Origin of the sequence: Streptomyces sp. NPDC046862 (assembly GCF_040704615.1) — a bacterium.
Classification (GTDB): domain Bacteria; phylum Actinomycetota; class Actinomycetes; order Streptomycetales; family Streptomycetaceae; genus Streptomyces.
In genome coordinates, this window is the sequence record NZ_JBEYXP010000053.1 from 59235 (window position 1) to 75131 (window position 15897).

The following is a 15897-nucleotide window of genomic DNA, read 5'->3' on the forward strand; positions in this document are numbered from 1 at the left end:
GGAGAACCGCTGGAACTGCTGTTTTCGGACGGCCGGGCCAGGGCCGCGCGATCAGGCGTCATGAGGGCTCCTCCTCGGTTCGCCGGGTGAAGTGCGAGTTCCACAGGGGACGCGGATCAGTCGCGGGAAAGGCGCGCGGCCGGTGGTGGTACGAAGCCGTCGGCAGAAGGAGATGGAGATGCGAACCCGGGTGCGCGGCTGGCGCTGGCGCCCCAATCCACTGCGTAGGCGCTCCCACGTGGTCGAGGCGTGGACGGCTCTCGTCGTCACGGTCCTGCTTGTCGTCGGCGCGCCCCTGGCCGGGGTGGCCGCGGGTTCCTGGGCACACGCCACGGCGCGGGCCGAGGCCGCGGAACAGCGGGCCGGACTGCACCGGGTCGGTGCCGTGCTGGTGGCCGACGCCCCGGCCTCGGTCCCCACCTCGCAAGGCGACAGGCAGCCCACCTACGCCGTGAAGGCCCGCTGGACTGATCCGCGTGAAGGCACCAGGACCGGGCTGGCCCGGGTGCCGGCGGGCACCCGCAGCGGGGAATCCGCCCAGGTATGGCTGGATGCCCGCGGTCGCAGCGTCGACCCGCCGCCGACGAGCGATGCGATCTGGCAGCACGCGCTGGCGTTCGGCGCGTGCGCCACGGCAGGCGCCGTCGCCGCCGTCCTGGCCGGGAACCTGCTGGTACGCCGGATCACTCTGCGGCACCGGCTGGCCGAGTGGGAGCGGGAGTGGGCGCGGACCGGGCCCGAGTGGGGGCGTCGCCGGGCCTGAGGCGGACGCCACAGCACCGGCCGGGGAAGGCGCGCCGAGTCCAGTTCCGCGATCTTCACCGCTTCCGAACTCACCCTGCATAGAAGGCGGTTGCTGCCGATCACGACTCTCCGTACGCTGTGGGTCACGCTGACGGCACCGAGGACGCCATCCGTCTTCTCGGCAGAGCCATGGGTGACGCGTCTTCGGGTGCTCCAACGTCCGTATCTGAAGAGGCGCGTTTTCCATTCAGCGAGGCTGTTGATAGTTGAATGGCCGCACTGCCATACTCCGGTTTCCCCGTCCCCACACTTTCCACGTCCCCCCACGATCCGCACGAATGCGTGGCTCTGTAGGTTGTCGGGTCCCAACACGGGCCTTTTCCGACGCGGTGGAGTCACGTGCGTGACATAAGGCAGCGAAGAAGGTGCTTGTGTCCCAACACCACCCACCCCATGGTGGTTATGCCCCGCCTCCCCCCACCGGGTTCGAACCGACCGGCCCGCAGGCAATTCACCACGACCCGGAATTCGGTTCACTTCGGCGCGCATATCGCTCGTTCGGCGCGCTGACGGTGCTGCTGTCCGTTGGCGGATTTCTTTCGTACGTTCTGCTGTCGAGTTTCGCTCCGTCGCTGATGAACCAGCAGTTGGTCGGTGAACTCACCATTGGACTGACGCTCGGACTCGTCCAGTTCGTTGTCATGGGTGTCGCGGCGTGGCGGTACGTGCGGCACATGCGTGAGCGGGTCGACCCGATCGTCCTGCGGCTGCGCGCACAACAGCGTGAGCGCGAGCGCGAGCAGCAGCAGCGGACCCGCGTTCCGGCCGGAAGGCGGTTCCGCGCGTGGTGACGCAAGCGGCCGCCGTCGTCGACCAGTTCAGCCTGCGCCTGACGTTCATCCTGTTCGTGTCCGTCGTCGTGGTCACCCTGTTCACGGCGCTGCTGACGGCCCCGCAGCGCGACGAGATCAGCGAGTTCTACCTCGGCAACCGGGACATGACGCCGTTGCGCAACGGGCTCGCGATGTGCGGCGCCTACCTGTCGGCCGCGACGCTGCTCGGCAGTACGGGACGGGTCGCGCTGAACGGGTACGACGGCCTGCTCTACCTCGGTGGCACGGTGGTCGCGTGGATGATGGTGCTGCTGGTCATCGCCGAACCGCTGCGCAACACCGGCAAGTACACCCTGGGTGACGCCCTGGCACTGCGGCTGCCGGACGGACAGCGGTCGGTGCGACTGGCGCTCTCCCTGTGCACGCTGGCCGTGTGCCTTCTCTACCTGGTGGCCCAACTCGTTGGCAGCATCGCCCTGTTGACGCAGTTCATCGGCGACCCCAGCGGAACGACGCGGACGATGTGCGTGGTGGTCATCGGCTCCATGGTCGTGGTGTACGCGGCGATCGGCGGCATGCCGGGCGCCACGTTCCTCCAGGTCGTCAAGGCCGTGATGCTGGTCGCCGGAGTGGCGGTCACCGCCGTCATGGTGCTGCACCACTTCAGCTGGAACATCGACGACCTCCTGTCAGCCGCCGCCGAGAACAGCGCTCTGGGCGGGCGCTTCCTCGAGCCCGGGTTGCAGTACGGCGGGACCACCACCAACAAGCTGGACTTCTTCAGCCTGCAGCTGGCCATCGTGCTCGGGCTCGCCGCGCTGCCGCACGTCATGATGCGACTGCTCGCCCCGCGCACCAACCGCGTCCTGCGCGGCTCCGTGGTGTGGTCCGTCGGCCTGGTCGGCTTCGTCTGCCTGATGGCGGGTGTGCTGGGTCTCGGCGCCACCGCGATCGTGGGCCGGGAGAACATCGCGGAGCTCGACCCCCGGGGCGACGCGACCGTCCTGTTGCTCGCCCACAAACTCGGCGGCGGCGTCCTCGAAGCACTCCTGTCCAGCCTCGCCTTCATCACGCTGCTCGCCGTGGCGGCGGGACTCACGCTCGCGGCGGCCACCTCGCTCGCCCACGACCTCTACGGTGAGGTGATCCGCAAGGGTAAGGCGAAGCAGACGGAGGAGCTGGGCGTCGCCCGGCTCGCCGCGGTCGTCATCGGCGTGATGGGCATGCTGCTGGCCCTGCTGTCGTGGGGCACGAGCACGGCCACGCTGGCGTTCCTCGCCTTCGCGATCGCCGCCTCCGCCATCCTGCCGACGATCGTCTACGGACTCTTCTGGCGCGGCTTCACCGCACGCGGCGCACTGCTCAGCCTGTACGGCGGGCTGCTCTGCTCGGTGCTCCTGGTGGTGTTCTCCCCGATCATCTCCTCGCAGCCCAGCTCGGTGTATCCGGACGCGGACTTCGCCTGGTTCCCGCTGCAGAACCCCGGCATCGTGTCCATCCCCGCGGGCTTCCTGCTGGGCTGGATCGGCTCCCTGGCCGGCGGGCGCACACCGGCCACGACGCCGGACGACACGTTCGATGAGTTCGAGGTCCGCGCCCTGGTCGGAACCGACCAGAGGTGACGGGACAGCGGCGATGACCCGAGGTCAGGGGTGGCCGGAACGGATCGCCCGACCCTGGCGGCGCGCGGCGATCACATCGTACGGTGTGATCAACCGCACCCCTGACCTCGAAGGTGGTCATAGATGGCCCTGTTCGACCTGCCCCTGGACGAGCTTCGTGGTTATCGAAGCGCTTCACCGGAGCCGGAGGACTTCGACGCGTTCTGGGCGAAAACGCTCCAGGAGGCACGCGCCCACGACCTCGACGTACGCTTCGAACCGGTCGAGACCCATCTGAAGACGGTCAAGGTGTACGACGTCACCTTCGCCGGGTTCGGCGGTCACCCGGTGAAGGGCTGGCTGGTCCTGCCGGCGTCGGCGGACACCCCGCGTCCCGCGGTCGTCGAGTTCATCGGGTACGGCGGCGGCCGGGGCCTTCCCCACACGCACCTGCTGTGGGCGTCGGCGGGCTACGCGCACTTCGTGATGGACACCCGCGGCCAGGGCAGCGGATGGGGCGGTGGCGGCGACACGCCCGACCCGGTGGGCGGTGCCCCCGCGTACCCCGGTTTCATGACGCGGGGCGTCGACGCCCCCGAGAACTACTACTACCGGCGCGTGTACACGGACGCCGTACGTGCCGTGGAGGCGGCCCGGTCGCACCCGCTGGTCGACGACGCGAAGACGGCTGTCTCGGGTGGCAGCCAGGGCGGCGGCATCTCCATCGCCGTCGGCGGTCTGCTGCCCGATCTCGTCGCGGTCGCCCCGGACGTGCCGTTCCTGTGCGACTTCCCGCGTTCGACGACGCTGACGGACCGCGACCCGTACCGGGAGATCGGCAACTTCCTCAAGACCCACCGCGGCCGCACCGAGCAGGTCCGGCGCACGCTCTCCTACTTCGACGGCGTCCACTTCGCCGCGCGCGGCCGGGCGCCCGCCCTGTTCTCGGCGGCCCTGGAGGACCAGACGTGCCCGCCGTCGACGGTCTTCGCGGCCTTCAACGCCTGGGCCCACGGCGACAAGCACATCGAGGTCTACGACTTCAACGACCACGAGGGCGGCGGCCCTTACCAGGAAGCGGCCAAGCTGGAGTGGCTGGCGTCGCGGCTCTGACGGGCGGAGGCACTCGACGGGACCGGCCGGAACCGCCCGGCGCTTCGTCCGTCTGACCTGACCCAACACCGCCCAACGGCTTCCCCGCTGTCCGACCAGTCGGTATGTTCGGGTGGCCCGGACCTCGGCTCCGGGCTTTCCGCGACACGGACGAGGGAGGGGCCCATGTCCCAGATTCACGGCCACTGCGACCCACGGTTCGAAGCGGTGCGCGCCGCGTTCGAGGAGAACTTCCGGGATCGCGGCGAGGTGGGTGCGGCGGTCTCCGTGACGCTCGACGGCGCCACGGTCGTGGACCTGTGGGGCGGCTGGGCCGACGAGGCCCGCACCCGGCCCTGGGAGCGGGAGACGCTGGCCAACGTGTGGTCGACGTCGAAGGGGCCGACCGCCCTGTGCGCGCACATCCTGGCCGACCGCGGGCTGCTCGATCTCGACGCGCCGGTGGCCGCGTACTGGCCGGAGTTCGCCGCGGCGGGCAAGGAGCGCGTGCTCGTACGGCATCTGCTCTCGCACCGCGCGGGTCTGTCCGGGATGCGTGAGCCGCACTCGTTCGAGCAGCTCTGTGACTGGGAGCTGACGGTGCGGCGCCTCGCGGCTCAGGAGCCCTGGTGGGAGCCGGGCACGCGGTCCGGGTACCACGCGTTCACGTTCGGCTTTCTGGTGGGCGAGGTGGTCCGGCGGATCACAGGGCTGTTGCCGGGCGCGTTCCTGGAGCGCGAGGTGACGGGGCCGCTCGGGATCGACTTCACGATCGGGCTGCCGGAGAAGGAGTCAGGTCGCGCGGCGGAGCTGGTGCATCCGCCGGTCGCCGACGCCAGTGAACAGGCGGCGGTCTTCGCACAGTTGTCGCCCACGGCGATCGCCGCTCTCGCCAACCCCGTGGTGGGCGCCGCCGAGGCCAACACCGAGCGGTGGCGGACCGCCGAGATCCCGGCCGCCAACGGACACGGCACGGCCCGAGCGGTCGCCGCACTGTACGGGATCCTCGCCCGGCGCGGCTCGTGGGGCGGACACAGGGTGCTGTCTCCGGAGGCCGCCGAGCGGGTGCGCGAGGGGCAGGGCAGCTGCCGGGACCTGGTGCTCGGCGCCGGGCTCGGGCACGAGACGGAGATCGGACTCGGCCTCTGGCTCAGCGGCCCGGGCGGCTCGTACGGGCCCAACCCGAGGGCGTTCGGGCACGACGGGTACGGCGGCTCGTGCGGCCTCGCCGACCCCGAGGCGGGTGTCTCGCTCGGTTACGTCATGAACCGCATGGGCCCGCACATCGCTGACGATCCACGCAAGATGGCGCTCGTGGAGGCCCTGTACGGGGCGTTGTGAACGGTCGACGCTCGCCCGAGCGGCGACCGCCTCGGCGCTGGTCGCCGGGCCCGGTGCGGGGCGTCCGGCGCGAGGGTCAGACCGGGCGTGAGGAGCCGTCCCGGCGTGTCGCCACGACCATCCGGCAGCGCGGGCTCCCGTCACGCCGCCGCCCGAACTCGGGCAGCGCGTACAACTCGACGTCGAACCCGGCCCGCTCCAGCCCGGGCCGCACCTCCCCCAGCCGGAACGGCCGGTAGTACATGACGAAGGGCGGACGCCACACCGCGTTGCGCGCCCGCATCGCCGTGTCGAAGCCCAGCAGGGCCCAGTACCAGGGGGAGCTCGGCGGCGCGGGCGCCGGCAGCGGGAACGCGAAGCGTCCGCCCGGTCTCAGCACGGAGTGGACCTGACCGAACAGCTCCGGGAACTCGCGCGGCAGGAAGTGCCCGAACGCCCCGAAGCTCACGACGAGGTCGAAGACGGAACCGAAGGGCAGGGCCAGGGCATCACCCCGGACCCAGGCGACACGGGGCCCGGGCTCGGGTTCGGGTTCGACTTCCGGTTCCGGTTCCGGTTCCGCGGGACGGGACGCCTGGTCCCTCCCCACCGCCAGCATCCCCGCGCTGATGTCGACCCCGGTCACGCTCTCCCGGCACACGGCGCGCAGGACGCCCATGCCCGCGCCCGTGCCGCAGCACAGGTCGAGCCCGTGGTCGACCGGCCCCATGGCGGACAGCGCCCGCTCCACGGCGTCCAGGACCGTGTCCGGCGTACGGAAGGGGGTGTGGTCGAACTTGGGCGCGAGGAGGTCGTATCCGTGCTCGACGGAGGAGAGCGCCTGAACAGCCAGTTCGCGGAGGCTGGGACCCTGCGGAGTGAACATCACCCTCAGCCTAGACGCCGGGCGGCCTTCGGTTCAGGGGCAGCGGACGATCAGGCAGGTCACCTATCGTCACAGCATGACTTCGTTCCGTCCCGCCCCCGCCTGGCTGGCAGACGCCGTCTTCTACCAGATCTATCCGCAGTCGTTCGCCGACTCCAATGGTGACGGCATCGGCGACTTCAACGGAATCGCCGAGCACCTCGACCACCTGTCCTGGCTGGGCGTCAACACCGTCTGGCTCAACCCGTGCTTCGTCTCGCCGTTCCGCGACGCCGGGTATGACGTGTCCGACCACCTGCACGTGGCACCCCGCTACGGCTCCAACGACGAACTCGCCAAACTCGTCGACGAGGCCCGCCGCCACCGCATTCGCGTCCTGCTCGACCTCGTGGCAGGACACACCTCCGACGCGCACCCGTGGTTCACGGCGTCCGCGAACGACCCGGACGACCACCGCTACATCTGGGCGCCCGACGGCCGCCCCGACGGCTTCGTGCCCTCCCCCGGCAGCCGCCCCGGCGCCTATCTCCCGAACTTCTTCGACTCGCAGCCTGCCCTCAACTTCGGCTACGCGCGCGAGAACCCTGCCGAACCGTGGCGCCTGCCGGTGGACGCCGAAGGCCCGCGCACGAACCGCGAGGCCCTCCGTTCGATCATGGACCACTGGCTGCGCCTCGGCGTCTCGGGTTTCCGCGTCGACATGGCCGCCTCCCTCGTCAAGGACGACCCGGACCGGAGCGAGACCGCCAGGATCTGGTCCGAGCTGCGCCAGTGGCTGGACACCGCGCACCCGGAGGCCGTCCTGCTGTCGGAGTGGGGCGAGCCCGAGGTGTCGGTCGCGGCGGGCTTCCACGCGGACTTCTTCCTCCAGTTCGGCGGCCCCGCCGACGGCCTCGCCCTGCGCTCGCTGTGGAGCAACGGCGAGGGCACCGTCAACGAGGACTGGGACCCGCTCGACTGCTTCTTCGACCCCGGCGGCAGGGGCTCGCCCCGCCCGTTCGTGGAGGCGTGGGAGCGGGCCTCCACGGCCGTCGGCAGCAGCGGGTTCATCTCCCTGCCCACCGCCAACCACGACTTCTCCCGCCTCAACTGCGGCCCGCGCACGGCCGAACAGCTCCCCGCCGCCTTCGCCTTCCAGCTCACCTGGCCCACGCTCCCGGCCATCTACTACGGCGACGAGATCGGCATGCGCTACATCGACGGACTGCCCGACACGGAGGGCAGCGTCCTCGGCCCCCGCTACAACCGGGCGGGCTCGCGCACGCCGATGCAGTGGGACGACACGGAGAACGCCGGCTTCTCCACGGCCCCCGTCGACGACCTCTACCTGCCGGTCGACCCGGCCCACGACCGTCCGACGGTCGCCGCCCAGCACGCCGACGAGGGCTCCCTCCTCCATCTCGTCCGCCGCCTCGTCCGTCTGCGCACCACCACCCCCGAGCTCGGCTCCGGCGGCTCGGTGGAGGTGCTGCACGCGGGCTACCCGTTCGTGTACGTCCGCGGCGGGAGGTACCTGGTGGTGGTCAACCCGCAGCGGAACGAGGCGAGTTGGGCGTACGACTCCGCCACCGCACAGCCCCTGGAGGTGTCGGGCGTGGACCTCGGCGGCGGGACCACCGCCCGCGGCTTCGGGTACGGGATCTTCGACCTCGGCCACCGCTGAGTGGCCGGGGTCAGCCTCTGAGGCGGATGCCCGCGAGCCAGGCGTCGGGGGCCGGTGTGTCGGGGTCCGGTGCGTCGGGATCGGCGGGGTGCGGGCGGTGCCGGAGGGCGCGGGCCAGGCTCCGCAGCGCACGTCGAACGAGAGCACGGGGTGTCACGGGTCGTCTCCCTGGTCGGGTGTCCTGTGTCGTCACCCCACCGACGAACGCCCTTCACACTGATCGACACTCGCTGATCGGCACTCGGCGAGCCGCCGCTCCAGGAACCGCCGTTCCGCGTCGTTCTCCACCAGCTCCAGTGCGTGACCGTACGCCTCGGCGGCCTCCTGGAGGCGGCCCGTACGGCGCAGGAGGTCCGCTCGGGTCGCGGGCAGCAGGTGGTACCCGGCCAGGGCGCCCTCCTGCTCCAGCTCGTCGACGAGGGCCAGCCCGGCCTCCGGGCCCTCGGCCATGCCCACCGCGACGGCACGGTTGAGCCGCACCACGGCGGAGGGCACGTGGCGCGTCAACTCGCCGTAGAGGGCGGCGATCTCGGCCCAGTCCGTGGCCTCCGAGGTGGGCGCGGTGGTGTGGCAGGCGGTGATGGCGGCCTGGATCTGGTACGGGCCGGGCCGGCCCCGACGCAGGGCCGTCTCCAGGAGGGCGGTTCCCTCGTCGATGGCGGCCCGGTCCCAGGAGGTGCGGTCCTGGTCCTCGAGCGTCACCAGTTCGCCCGCCGCGTCCACGCGCGTGCCGCGGCGGGCGTCGTGCAGCAGCAGGAGCGCGAGCAGGCCGAGCACCTCGGGTTCGTCCGGCATGAGGCGCGCCAGGACGCGGGCGAGCCGGATCGCCTCCGCGCACAGGCCGGTACGGACGAGTTCGGTGCCGGCCGTGGCCGCGTACCCCTCGTTGAAGAGCAGGTAGAGCACACCGAGCACGCCCGTGGTGCGTTCGGGCAGGAGGTGTGCGGGCGGGACGCGGTAGGGGATGCCGGCGTTGCGGATCTTCCGCTTGGCGCGGACCAGGCGCTGCGCCATCGTGGCCTCGGGGACGAGGAAGGCGCGGGCGATCTCGGGTGTGGTGAGCCCGGCGAGTGTCCGCAGGGTGAGCGCCACCCGGCCCTCGATGGGCAGGGCGGGGTGGCAGCAGGTGAAGATCAGCCGCAGCCGGTCGTCCCGGACTCCGCTGTCGTCGGTGTCGTACCTGTCGTACCCGTCGTCTCCGGGGTCGTACGGTCCCTCGTCCCGCGTCAGCACGGCCGCCTCCCGCAGCTTGGCCGCCCCCACCGCTTCCCGGCGCAGCACGTCCAGGGCGCGGTTGCGGGCGGTCGTGGTCAGCCAGGCGCCGGGGCGACGCGGTACGCCGTCGCGCCGCCACCGGTCGAGGGCCTGGGCGAAGGCGTCCTGCGCGCACTCCTCGGCGAGGTCCCAGTCGCCGGTCAACCGGATGAGCGTGGCGACGACCTGACCCCACTCCTCGCGGGCGGCGGCGGCGACCGCCTCCTCGACGTCCTTCACTCCGGGCTCCCTGTCCGTCGCTGCCTGTCCGTCACTCCCAGACCGGCCGCACCTCGACGGAGCCGCCGCGGAGCGCGGCGGGGTGCCTGGCCGCCAGCGCGATGGCCTCGTCGAGGTCGGCGACGTCGATGATGTCGAATCCGGCGACGTACTCCTTGGACTCGACGAACGGCCCGTCGCTGAGCAGGACCTCGTCGCCCTGGACGCGCACGGTGGTGGCGTCGGTGGACGGACGCAGCCGGGCCCCGCCCTTCACGATGTCCCGGCCTCGCACCTCGTCGATGTACTCGGTGAACCGGGGGTCGGAGGCGATCTCCTCGGGGCTGAGTTCCTCGCCGCCGACCGGGGTGCAGATGAACATCACGTACTTCATGACCGCTCCTCCTCGGTACCAGTGTTCTCGATACCGGTGTTCTCGATACCGGTGTCGAACGGGATCGACGCGTGCTGGTGGGTGATCAGCCACTGGTCGCCGAACGCGCGGTAGCCGGTCGTCACTCGCAGTTCCGTGTCCAGGGGCTCTCCGTTGGTACGGGCCGCCCGGACACGGACGAGCGCGTGGCCGAACGCGACGCTCTCGTCCACCCGGACCCGGAAGTCGCGGACCTCGCGGCTCACCGGCCCGGTCACGGTCGAGTACCACCATTCCTGCGCCTTGCGGAACGCCTCGGCGCCGCGCTGCTCCGGGCCGCTCATCGGGTGGAACACCTCGACGTCGGGGGTGCAGCAGGCCACCATGCGGTCGATGTCGTGGTCGTGGGCGGCCCGGGTGAGTTCGGCGTCGAGGCGGCGGATCCGTGTCTCTGCGTCCTCGTCGTCCCAGAGGGCGCGTACCTGAACGGATCCGACGGCTGCTCCGGGGTGGCGGGCGGCCACGGCCACGGCCTCGTCGAGGCTGTCGCACTCCAGTACGTCGAAGCCGCCGACGACCTCCTTGGTCTCCGTGAACGGCCCGTCGGTGCGCAGCACCTCGCCGCCGCGTACGCGCACGGTGACCGCCTCGGTGGAGGGCCGTAGCCGGTGGCCGTGCAGCCGCACGCCGGCGGCTCCCTGCTCGGCGACCCAGGGGGCCACGGGCTCCGCGGCGGCCGGATCGTCCGCGTCGTGGGCGCTGACCAGCAGCAGGTACTTCATGCTTCCTCCGAGTGCTCATGGGGTTCCTCTCACCCCACCGACGAACGGGCCGCCGCGAAATCGACATGCTCCATCGACACTCTGCCGGGCACCCGTGCGGTCGGTCAGATCCGCACCGGAAGCGCCCTCACGCTGTTGCCCACAAAGCTGGAGTGACGGGAGAGGCCCGACTCGGGCACGGCCACGTCGAGGCCGGGGAAGCGGGTGAACAGCCGCTCCAGCGCGATGCCGGCCTCCAGACGGGCCAGTGGTGCGCCGAGGCAGTAGTGGGCGCCGTGCCCGAGCGAGAGGTGCCGTACGGCTCCGGGCCGGGCCTGCCGGGTGACGTCGAACAGGCCGGCGTCCGGGCCGTGCACGGCGGGATCGCGCCCGGCCGCCGAGTAACCCGCCAGCACGGGCGTCCCCTGGGGGATGAGCGTCCCGTCGACGTCAAGGTCCCGCACGGGATAGCGGAACGGGAAGTAGCTGACAGGCGCGTCCCAGCGCAGGGTCTCCTCGACGGCGTCCGCCCAGCTCGCCTTCCCGTCCAGGACGAGATCGAGCTGGTCCCGGTGGCCGCACAGGGCCCGTACGGCGTTGGTGATGAGGTTCAGCGTCGTCTCGTGCCCGGCGATGATCATCAGCACCAGGGTGCCGATGAGTTCCTCCTGGCCGAGCCGGTCGCCGCCCTCGTCGCGGGCGGCGATGAGGGCGCTGGTCAGGTCGTCGCCAGGGCGTTCGGCACGATCCGCGGCGATGCGCGCGAGCAGGGACACGAGGTCGCGGTTGGCGGCGACCGCCTGCTCCGGGCCGATGTCGGTGGCCACGACCTGGTTCGACAAGTGGTGCAGCGCGTCCCGGTGTTCGGCCTCGACACCGAGCAACTCACCGATGACGCCCATCGGGAGCGGCAGCGCGAAGTGCCGGCGCAGATCGGCGACCCCGCCGCCCGCCTCGGCCGCGTCCGCGAGGTCGTCCAGCAGCGTGGCGGTCAACTCCTCGATGCGCGGGCGCAGCCGCTCCACCCGGCGAGGCGTGAACGCCGTGCTCACCAGCGACCGCAGCCGCCGGTGGTCGTCACCGTCGGCGGTCGTCATCCCGCGCACCGTCGCGAAGGTCCGCAGCGGCCATCCGGCGCCGATCCGGCCGTCCCGCAGTGCGGTGAAGTGCCGGGCGTCCTTGGCGACGTCGGGGTGCGCGAGGAAGTCCTTCAGCGCCTCGTGTCCGAGTACGGCCATGCCCGCCACCTCACCCGGGAGCACGACGGAGGTGACAGCCCCCTGCGCGAGGAGCCGCGCGTTCGCGGCGTGCGGGCAGCCGCCGGAGGGGTCCATGCGGTACGGCTCGGAGGACGAGGTGCCCAAGGTTGATCTCCCTACCACCGGAGGCGAGTCGGCGCGCACGATGTGATTCATGCTCACAGTGCGTGCGCGCCGTCTCAAGGGGGCACTCGGCCAACAACGGCCTTGTCGCCTCAGGGTTTCGCCGGGGACGGGGCGGACGCCGACGGAGACGGTGTGGCACCGTTCTGCGGGCCGTACGCCGTGAGGAAGCGGTTGCGGAATCGGTCCATCCGCCAGACGGGGGCGTCGTCCGTGGGCTTCAGCCCGTCCGTCCAGCCCCAGTCGGAGATCCGGCCGAGGACCTTCGGGTCGTGGGCGACGATGCTGACGGGTACGTCGTGGCTGGCGCCGTTCCCGCTGACGCGGGCCATGGGCTGGTGGTCGCCGAGGAAGACGAGCACGGTGTCCTTGCTGCCGTACTTCTCCACGAACTCCGTGAGGCTGCGCACCGAGTACTGGATGGACTTGCCGTACTCCTGCTTCACCTTGGTGCTGTCGTAGAACACGTCCGCCGGGTCCTTGCCCGCCTTCTGGATGGCCTTGTAGACCGAGCCGTCACCGACCTGGTCCCAGCCGATCATCTTGGGCAGGGGCGCCCACGGCTGGTGGCTGGACGTCAGGATGATCTGCGACATCAGCGGCTTGTCGTGCTTCTTGCCGTGCTCCAGGCGCTGGAACGCGGTCAGGGCGTACTGGTCCGGCATGGTCGACCAGCTGAACTTCGGTCCCTGGTAGCCGAGATGACGGGAGTCGTAGACCTGGTCGAGGCCGTAGAACTTCCCCTCGGGCCAGTTGTACTGGACACCGGGCACGACGCCGACCGTCCGCCAGGCGCCCGTGCGGTGGAAGGCTCCGGGGAGGGTGAGACGCTCGCCCGCGGTGACCGTGCGGTAGCGGTCCTGGTTGTCGATCCACAGGCCACTCAGGAAGGTGGAGTGGCCGAGCCAGCTGCTGCCGCCGTACGTCGCGGAGGTGAGCCAACCGCTCTTCGCCGCGAACCCGGCCTTGTGCAGGTCGTCGGTGGCGGCGTCGAGGGTCGCGTCCACGCCGGGCGCGATGGCCGGGTCCTGGATGGCTGAACGGCCGTAGCTCTCGATGAAGGCGAAGATGACGTCCTTGCCGCGCAGGCCGGTCAGCAGTTGGTCCGGCGCCACCTTGGCCCAGGGGTCCTTCTTGACCTCCTGCGCGAATGCCGCCTCGTCCTTCAGGGTCGCCTTCACCCTCGCGGCGCGGTCCTGCAGCAGGCCGATCGTGTTGTTGGTGGCGACCGGTGTGGTGCCGATGAGCTGCAGACCGAGGGCCGAGCAGGTGATCCACACGGTTCCGGCGACGATCGTGGCGCGGCTCGCCCTGTGCCGGTCGCGCTCCAGGAGACCCACCAGCCGGACGACCGCCAACGACATCACGCCGAGCAGGACGACGACCAGGGCCACGACCCCGGCCACGGCGGCGAGCGCTCCCGTACCGCCGAGCGTGTCCTCGAGATACGACTCGGCGTCGTCGAACAGACCCCAGTCGAGGACCACGTTGAACCCTCGCCCGAGGAACATGTTGAAGCCGATGTCCAGCAGCTTCAGGATCACCAGCAACCCGAGCCCCACCCCGGTGAGCACCGCCAGGACGCGTCTCGCTCGCCTGGGCAGCGCCAGCAGCAGAGCCGCGAGGAGGATCGGCTCCACCGGTATCCGCAGGAAGCTCCGCACCTGGAAGTACTGGGCGTTCCCCGGCAGCATCAACGCCAGGAACACGAGCGCGGCGGCGGACAGGGTGACCGTCCACCAGAGAACGCGTGCGGCGACCGGGTACTTGGCACGCCAGCCGCCGGGGGGACGGGGGCCGGCTTCGCCGGGGGTTGTAGCGGCCGCGGTCGCGGGGGCTTCGGGGGCATCGTCACCGCCACGGTGCTCATCCGCGGCAGCCTCGCCCACGATGGATTCCGAGCGCTCGGGAGCGGGGCCGCCGTCGGGGAGCCCGCTCTCCGTGTCCGTGGAGTCCGCCGTGGCCTCGGCGCCCTCGCCGGTCGCGTCGGACGCGGTCCGGTTCTCCGGAGGCTCGGACGGTTTGCCGACCTCCTTGGTCGCTGCCTCGTCCGTGTCCGGCAGTTGGTGAAAGCGCGTGAAGAGCGACACCCCGAGTGTCCTTCCGGTGCGAAGCGCGGTGGTGGCACGACGGGCCGGGTTGGGGGACCGGGTCGCCGCCCTCCCCTGTACGGCCCACGAACGGCTTCAGTTCAACGCACACAGAAAAGCCCACCAGTGTTTCCTCGCAGGTCAAGTGCGGTCCAAGCTCGGTTCAAGCCCCACCCAAGCACCGTTCAGCGAACACCCATCCCCCAGATTCCCCTACTCAAGCCCCTCTCACGGTGTTACAGTGTCGACGGCACGTGTGTTCGCCCCTTCGTGGGCGCCGGTGCCGGTTTCCTCTCTTTCTTCTGCGTCTCCTCTTCGCAGCACCACCTCTCGCGTACGGCTCCGTGTTCGATCGCCGCCGTGCCCGACGACGTGGCGTCCGGCCGTACCCAGGCGTGACCACTCCGCCTCGCGGCACTTCCCCCTCCCCCTCTCCGTATCTGTCCACTGAGTCCGGCTCAGTCCCGAAAGGACCCCCATGACCACCACCCTCGAATCCCCTCCCACCCAGCGGCAGCTCCCGGTCCACGTTTCAGGTGTCCTCGACATCGCACAGGGCGGGCAGGGGCACCTGCGCACCGAGAACTGCCTGTCCACACCCGACGACCCCCAGGTCCCCGCCGCGCTGATCCGCCGGTACGGCCTGCGCAAGGGCGACACCGTCGAAGGCGTGCGCGGCGCCCGGCGCGCGCTCACCGAGATCGAGCGGGTCAACGGCCGCGCCCCCGAAGAACTGCGCGACCGGCCGCACTTCCACGACCTCACCCCCCTGCACCCGCACGACCGGCTCCGCCTCGAACACCGGGCGAGCGGTCTCACCGGACGCGTCGTCGACCTGATCGCACCCGTCGGCAAGGGCCAGCGCGGCCTGATCGTGGCCCCGCCCAAGACCGGCAAGACCGTGCTGCTCCAGCAGCTGGCCGCCGCGATCGCCGGCAACCACCCCGAGTGCCACCTGATGGTGGCGCTGGTCGACGAGCGCCCCGAGGAGGTGACCGACATGCGTCGCTCCGTGCGGGGCGAGGTGTACGCGTCGACGTTCGACCGGACGCCGAAGCAGCACATCGCGCTCGCCGAACTCGTCGTGGAACGCGCCAAGCGCCTCGTCGAGCAGGGCGAGGACGTGGTGATCCTCCTGGACTCGATCACCCGGCTGTGCCGGGCGCACAACAACGCGGCCGCGGCCGGTGGCCGCACCCTCAGCGGCGGTGTCGACGCCGCCGCGCTGCACGGTCCCAAGCGGCTCTTCGGCGCCGCACGCAGGACCGAGGAGCGCGGCTCGCTCACCATCCTCGCCACGGCCCTGGTGGAGACCGGCTCCCGCGCCGACGACTTCTTCTTCGAGGAGCTCAAGAGCACGGGCAACATGGAGCTCCGCCTGGACCGCGCCCTCGCCGCCCGGCGGGTCTTCCCGGCCGTCGACATCACCCCGTCCGGCACCCGTCGCGAGGAACTCCTGCTTCCGTCAACTGAGTTGACCGCCGTACGAGGACTGCGGCGTGCCCTGCAGTCGCGGGACGGCCAGGACGGGGCGAACCTCGAAACGCTCCTGGACCGGTTGCGCGCCACGCCGGACAACGCCGCCTTCCTGCGCCAGGTCCAGCCCACGCTCCCCGCTTCCTGACGCCACGTGGGCCCCGCCCCCTGCCAAACCCGTCGGCACGCGTCTTGATGCATCC

Annotated in this window: 14 protein-coding genes; 7 read left to right on the forward strand and 7 right to left on the reverse strand. The window is 71.2% G+C overall.

Features of this window, described 5'->3' with window-relative positions; all coding sequences use genetic code 11:
• The first annotated feature begins 178 nt into the window (after window positions 1–178).
• The 5 genes from AB0959_RS41505 (at window position 179) to AB0959_RS41525 (ending at window position 5611) form a co-directional block, all read left to right on the forward strand.
• A complete protein-coding gene (locus tag AB0959_RS41505) occupies window positions 179–763 on the forward strand; it encodes a hypothetical protein (protein ID WP_366832010.1) in 585 nt (194 codons plus the stop codon).
• A gap of 412 nt (window positions 764–1175) precedes the next feature.
• Window positions 1176–1595, forward strand: a complete 420-nt coding sequence (locus AB0959_RS41510; RefSeq protein WP_366832011.1) for a DUF485 domain-containing protein — start codon at window positions 1176–1178, stop codon at window positions 1593–1595.
• Entirely contained in the window at window positions 1589–3199 is a 1611-nt protein-coding gene (locus tag AB0959_RS41515; protein ID WP_366832012.1) for a cation acetate symporter, read from the forward strand. Before AB0959_RS41510 ends, AB0959_RS41515 begins: the two co-directional genes overlap by 7 nt.
• Before the next feature lie 123 nt (window positions 3200–3322).
• Window positions 3323–4291 (forward strand): acetylxylan esterase, encoded by a 969-nt coding sequence (locus AB0959_RS41520; protein WP_366832013.1) that lies wholly within the window; start codon window positions 3323–3325, stop codon window positions 4289–4291.
• 165 nt (window positions 4292–4456) lie between these two features.
• Window positions 4457–5611 (forward strand): serine hydrolase domain-containing protein, encoded by a 1155-nt coding sequence (locus AB0959_RS41525; protein ID WP_366832014.1) that lies wholly within the window; start codon window positions 4457–4459, stop codon window positions 5609–5611.
• 76 nt (window positions 5612–5687) lie between these two features.
• Here the strand turns inward: AB0959_RS41525 and AB0959_RS41530 are convergent, their stop codons facing one another.
• Entirely contained in the window at window positions 5688–6476 is a 789-nt protein-coding gene (locus AB0959_RS41530) for a methyltransferase domain-containing protein (RefSeq protein WP_366832015.1), read from the reverse strand.
• 76 nt (window positions 6477–6552) lie between these two features.
• On the opposite strand from AB0959_RS41530, the gene AB0959_RS41535 reads away from it, so the two are divergent.
• A complete protein-coding gene (locus AB0959_RS41535) occupies window positions 6553–8139 on the forward strand; it encodes an alpha-amylase family glycosyl hydrolase (protein WP_366832016.1) in 1587 nt (528 codons plus the stop codon).
• 10 nt (window positions 8140–8149) lie between these two features.
• On the opposite strand, the gene AB0959_RS41540 is transcribed toward AB0959_RS41535, so the two are convergent.
• The 6 genes from AB0959_RS41540 to AB0959_RS41565 form a co-directional block, all read right to left on the reverse strand.
• A complete protein-coding gene (locus AB0959_RS41540) occupies window positions 8150–8296 on the reverse strand; it encodes a hypothetical protein (RefSeq protein ID WP_366832017.1) in 147 nt (48 codons plus the stop codon).
• A gap of 32 nt (window positions 8297–8328) precedes the next feature.
• On the reverse strand, window positions 8329–9633 hold the full coding sequence (locus AB0959_RS41545) for an RNA polymerase sigma factor (protein WP_366832018.1): 1305 nt from the start codon (window positions 9631–9633) through the stop codon (window positions 8329–8331).
• Between the two features lie 31 nt (window positions 9634–9664).
• Complete coding sequence (locus AB0959_RS41550) at window positions 9665–10006, reverse strand: YciI family protein (RefSeq protein WP_366832019.1); 342 nt, start codon at window positions 10004–10006, stop codon at window positions 9665–9667.
• Window positions 10003–10767, reverse strand: a complete 765-nt coding sequence (locus AB0959_RS41555) for a nuclear transport factor 2 family protein (RefSeq protein WP_366832020.1) — start codon at window positions 10765–10767, stop codon at window positions 10003–10005. The genes AB0959_RS41550 and AB0959_RS41555 overlap by 4 nt, the downstream gene beginning before the upstream one ends.
• A gap of 104 nt (window positions 10768–10871) precedes the next feature.
• A complete protein-coding gene (locus AB0959_RS41560) occupies window positions 10872–12080 on the reverse strand; it encodes a cytochrome P450 (RefSeq protein ID WP_366832039.1) in 1209 nt (402 codons plus the stop codon).
• A gap of 140 nt (window positions 12081–12220) precedes the next feature.
• Window positions 12221–14218, reverse strand: coding sequence for a sulfatase (locus AB0959_RS41565; RefSeq protein WP_366832021.1), 1998 nt, complete (start codon window positions 14216–14218; stop codon window positions 12221–12223).
• Window positions 14219–14696: 478 nt separating this feature from the next.
• Here AB0959_RS41565 and rho point away from each other — a divergent pair, with 478 nt between their 5' ends.
• Window positions 14697–15842, forward strand: coding sequence for a transcription termination factor Rho (gene rho, locus AB0959_RS41570; RefSeq protein WP_366832022.1), 1146 nt, complete (start codon window positions 14697–14699; stop codon window positions 15840–15842).
• Window positions 15843–15897 lie beyond the last annotated feature (55 nt).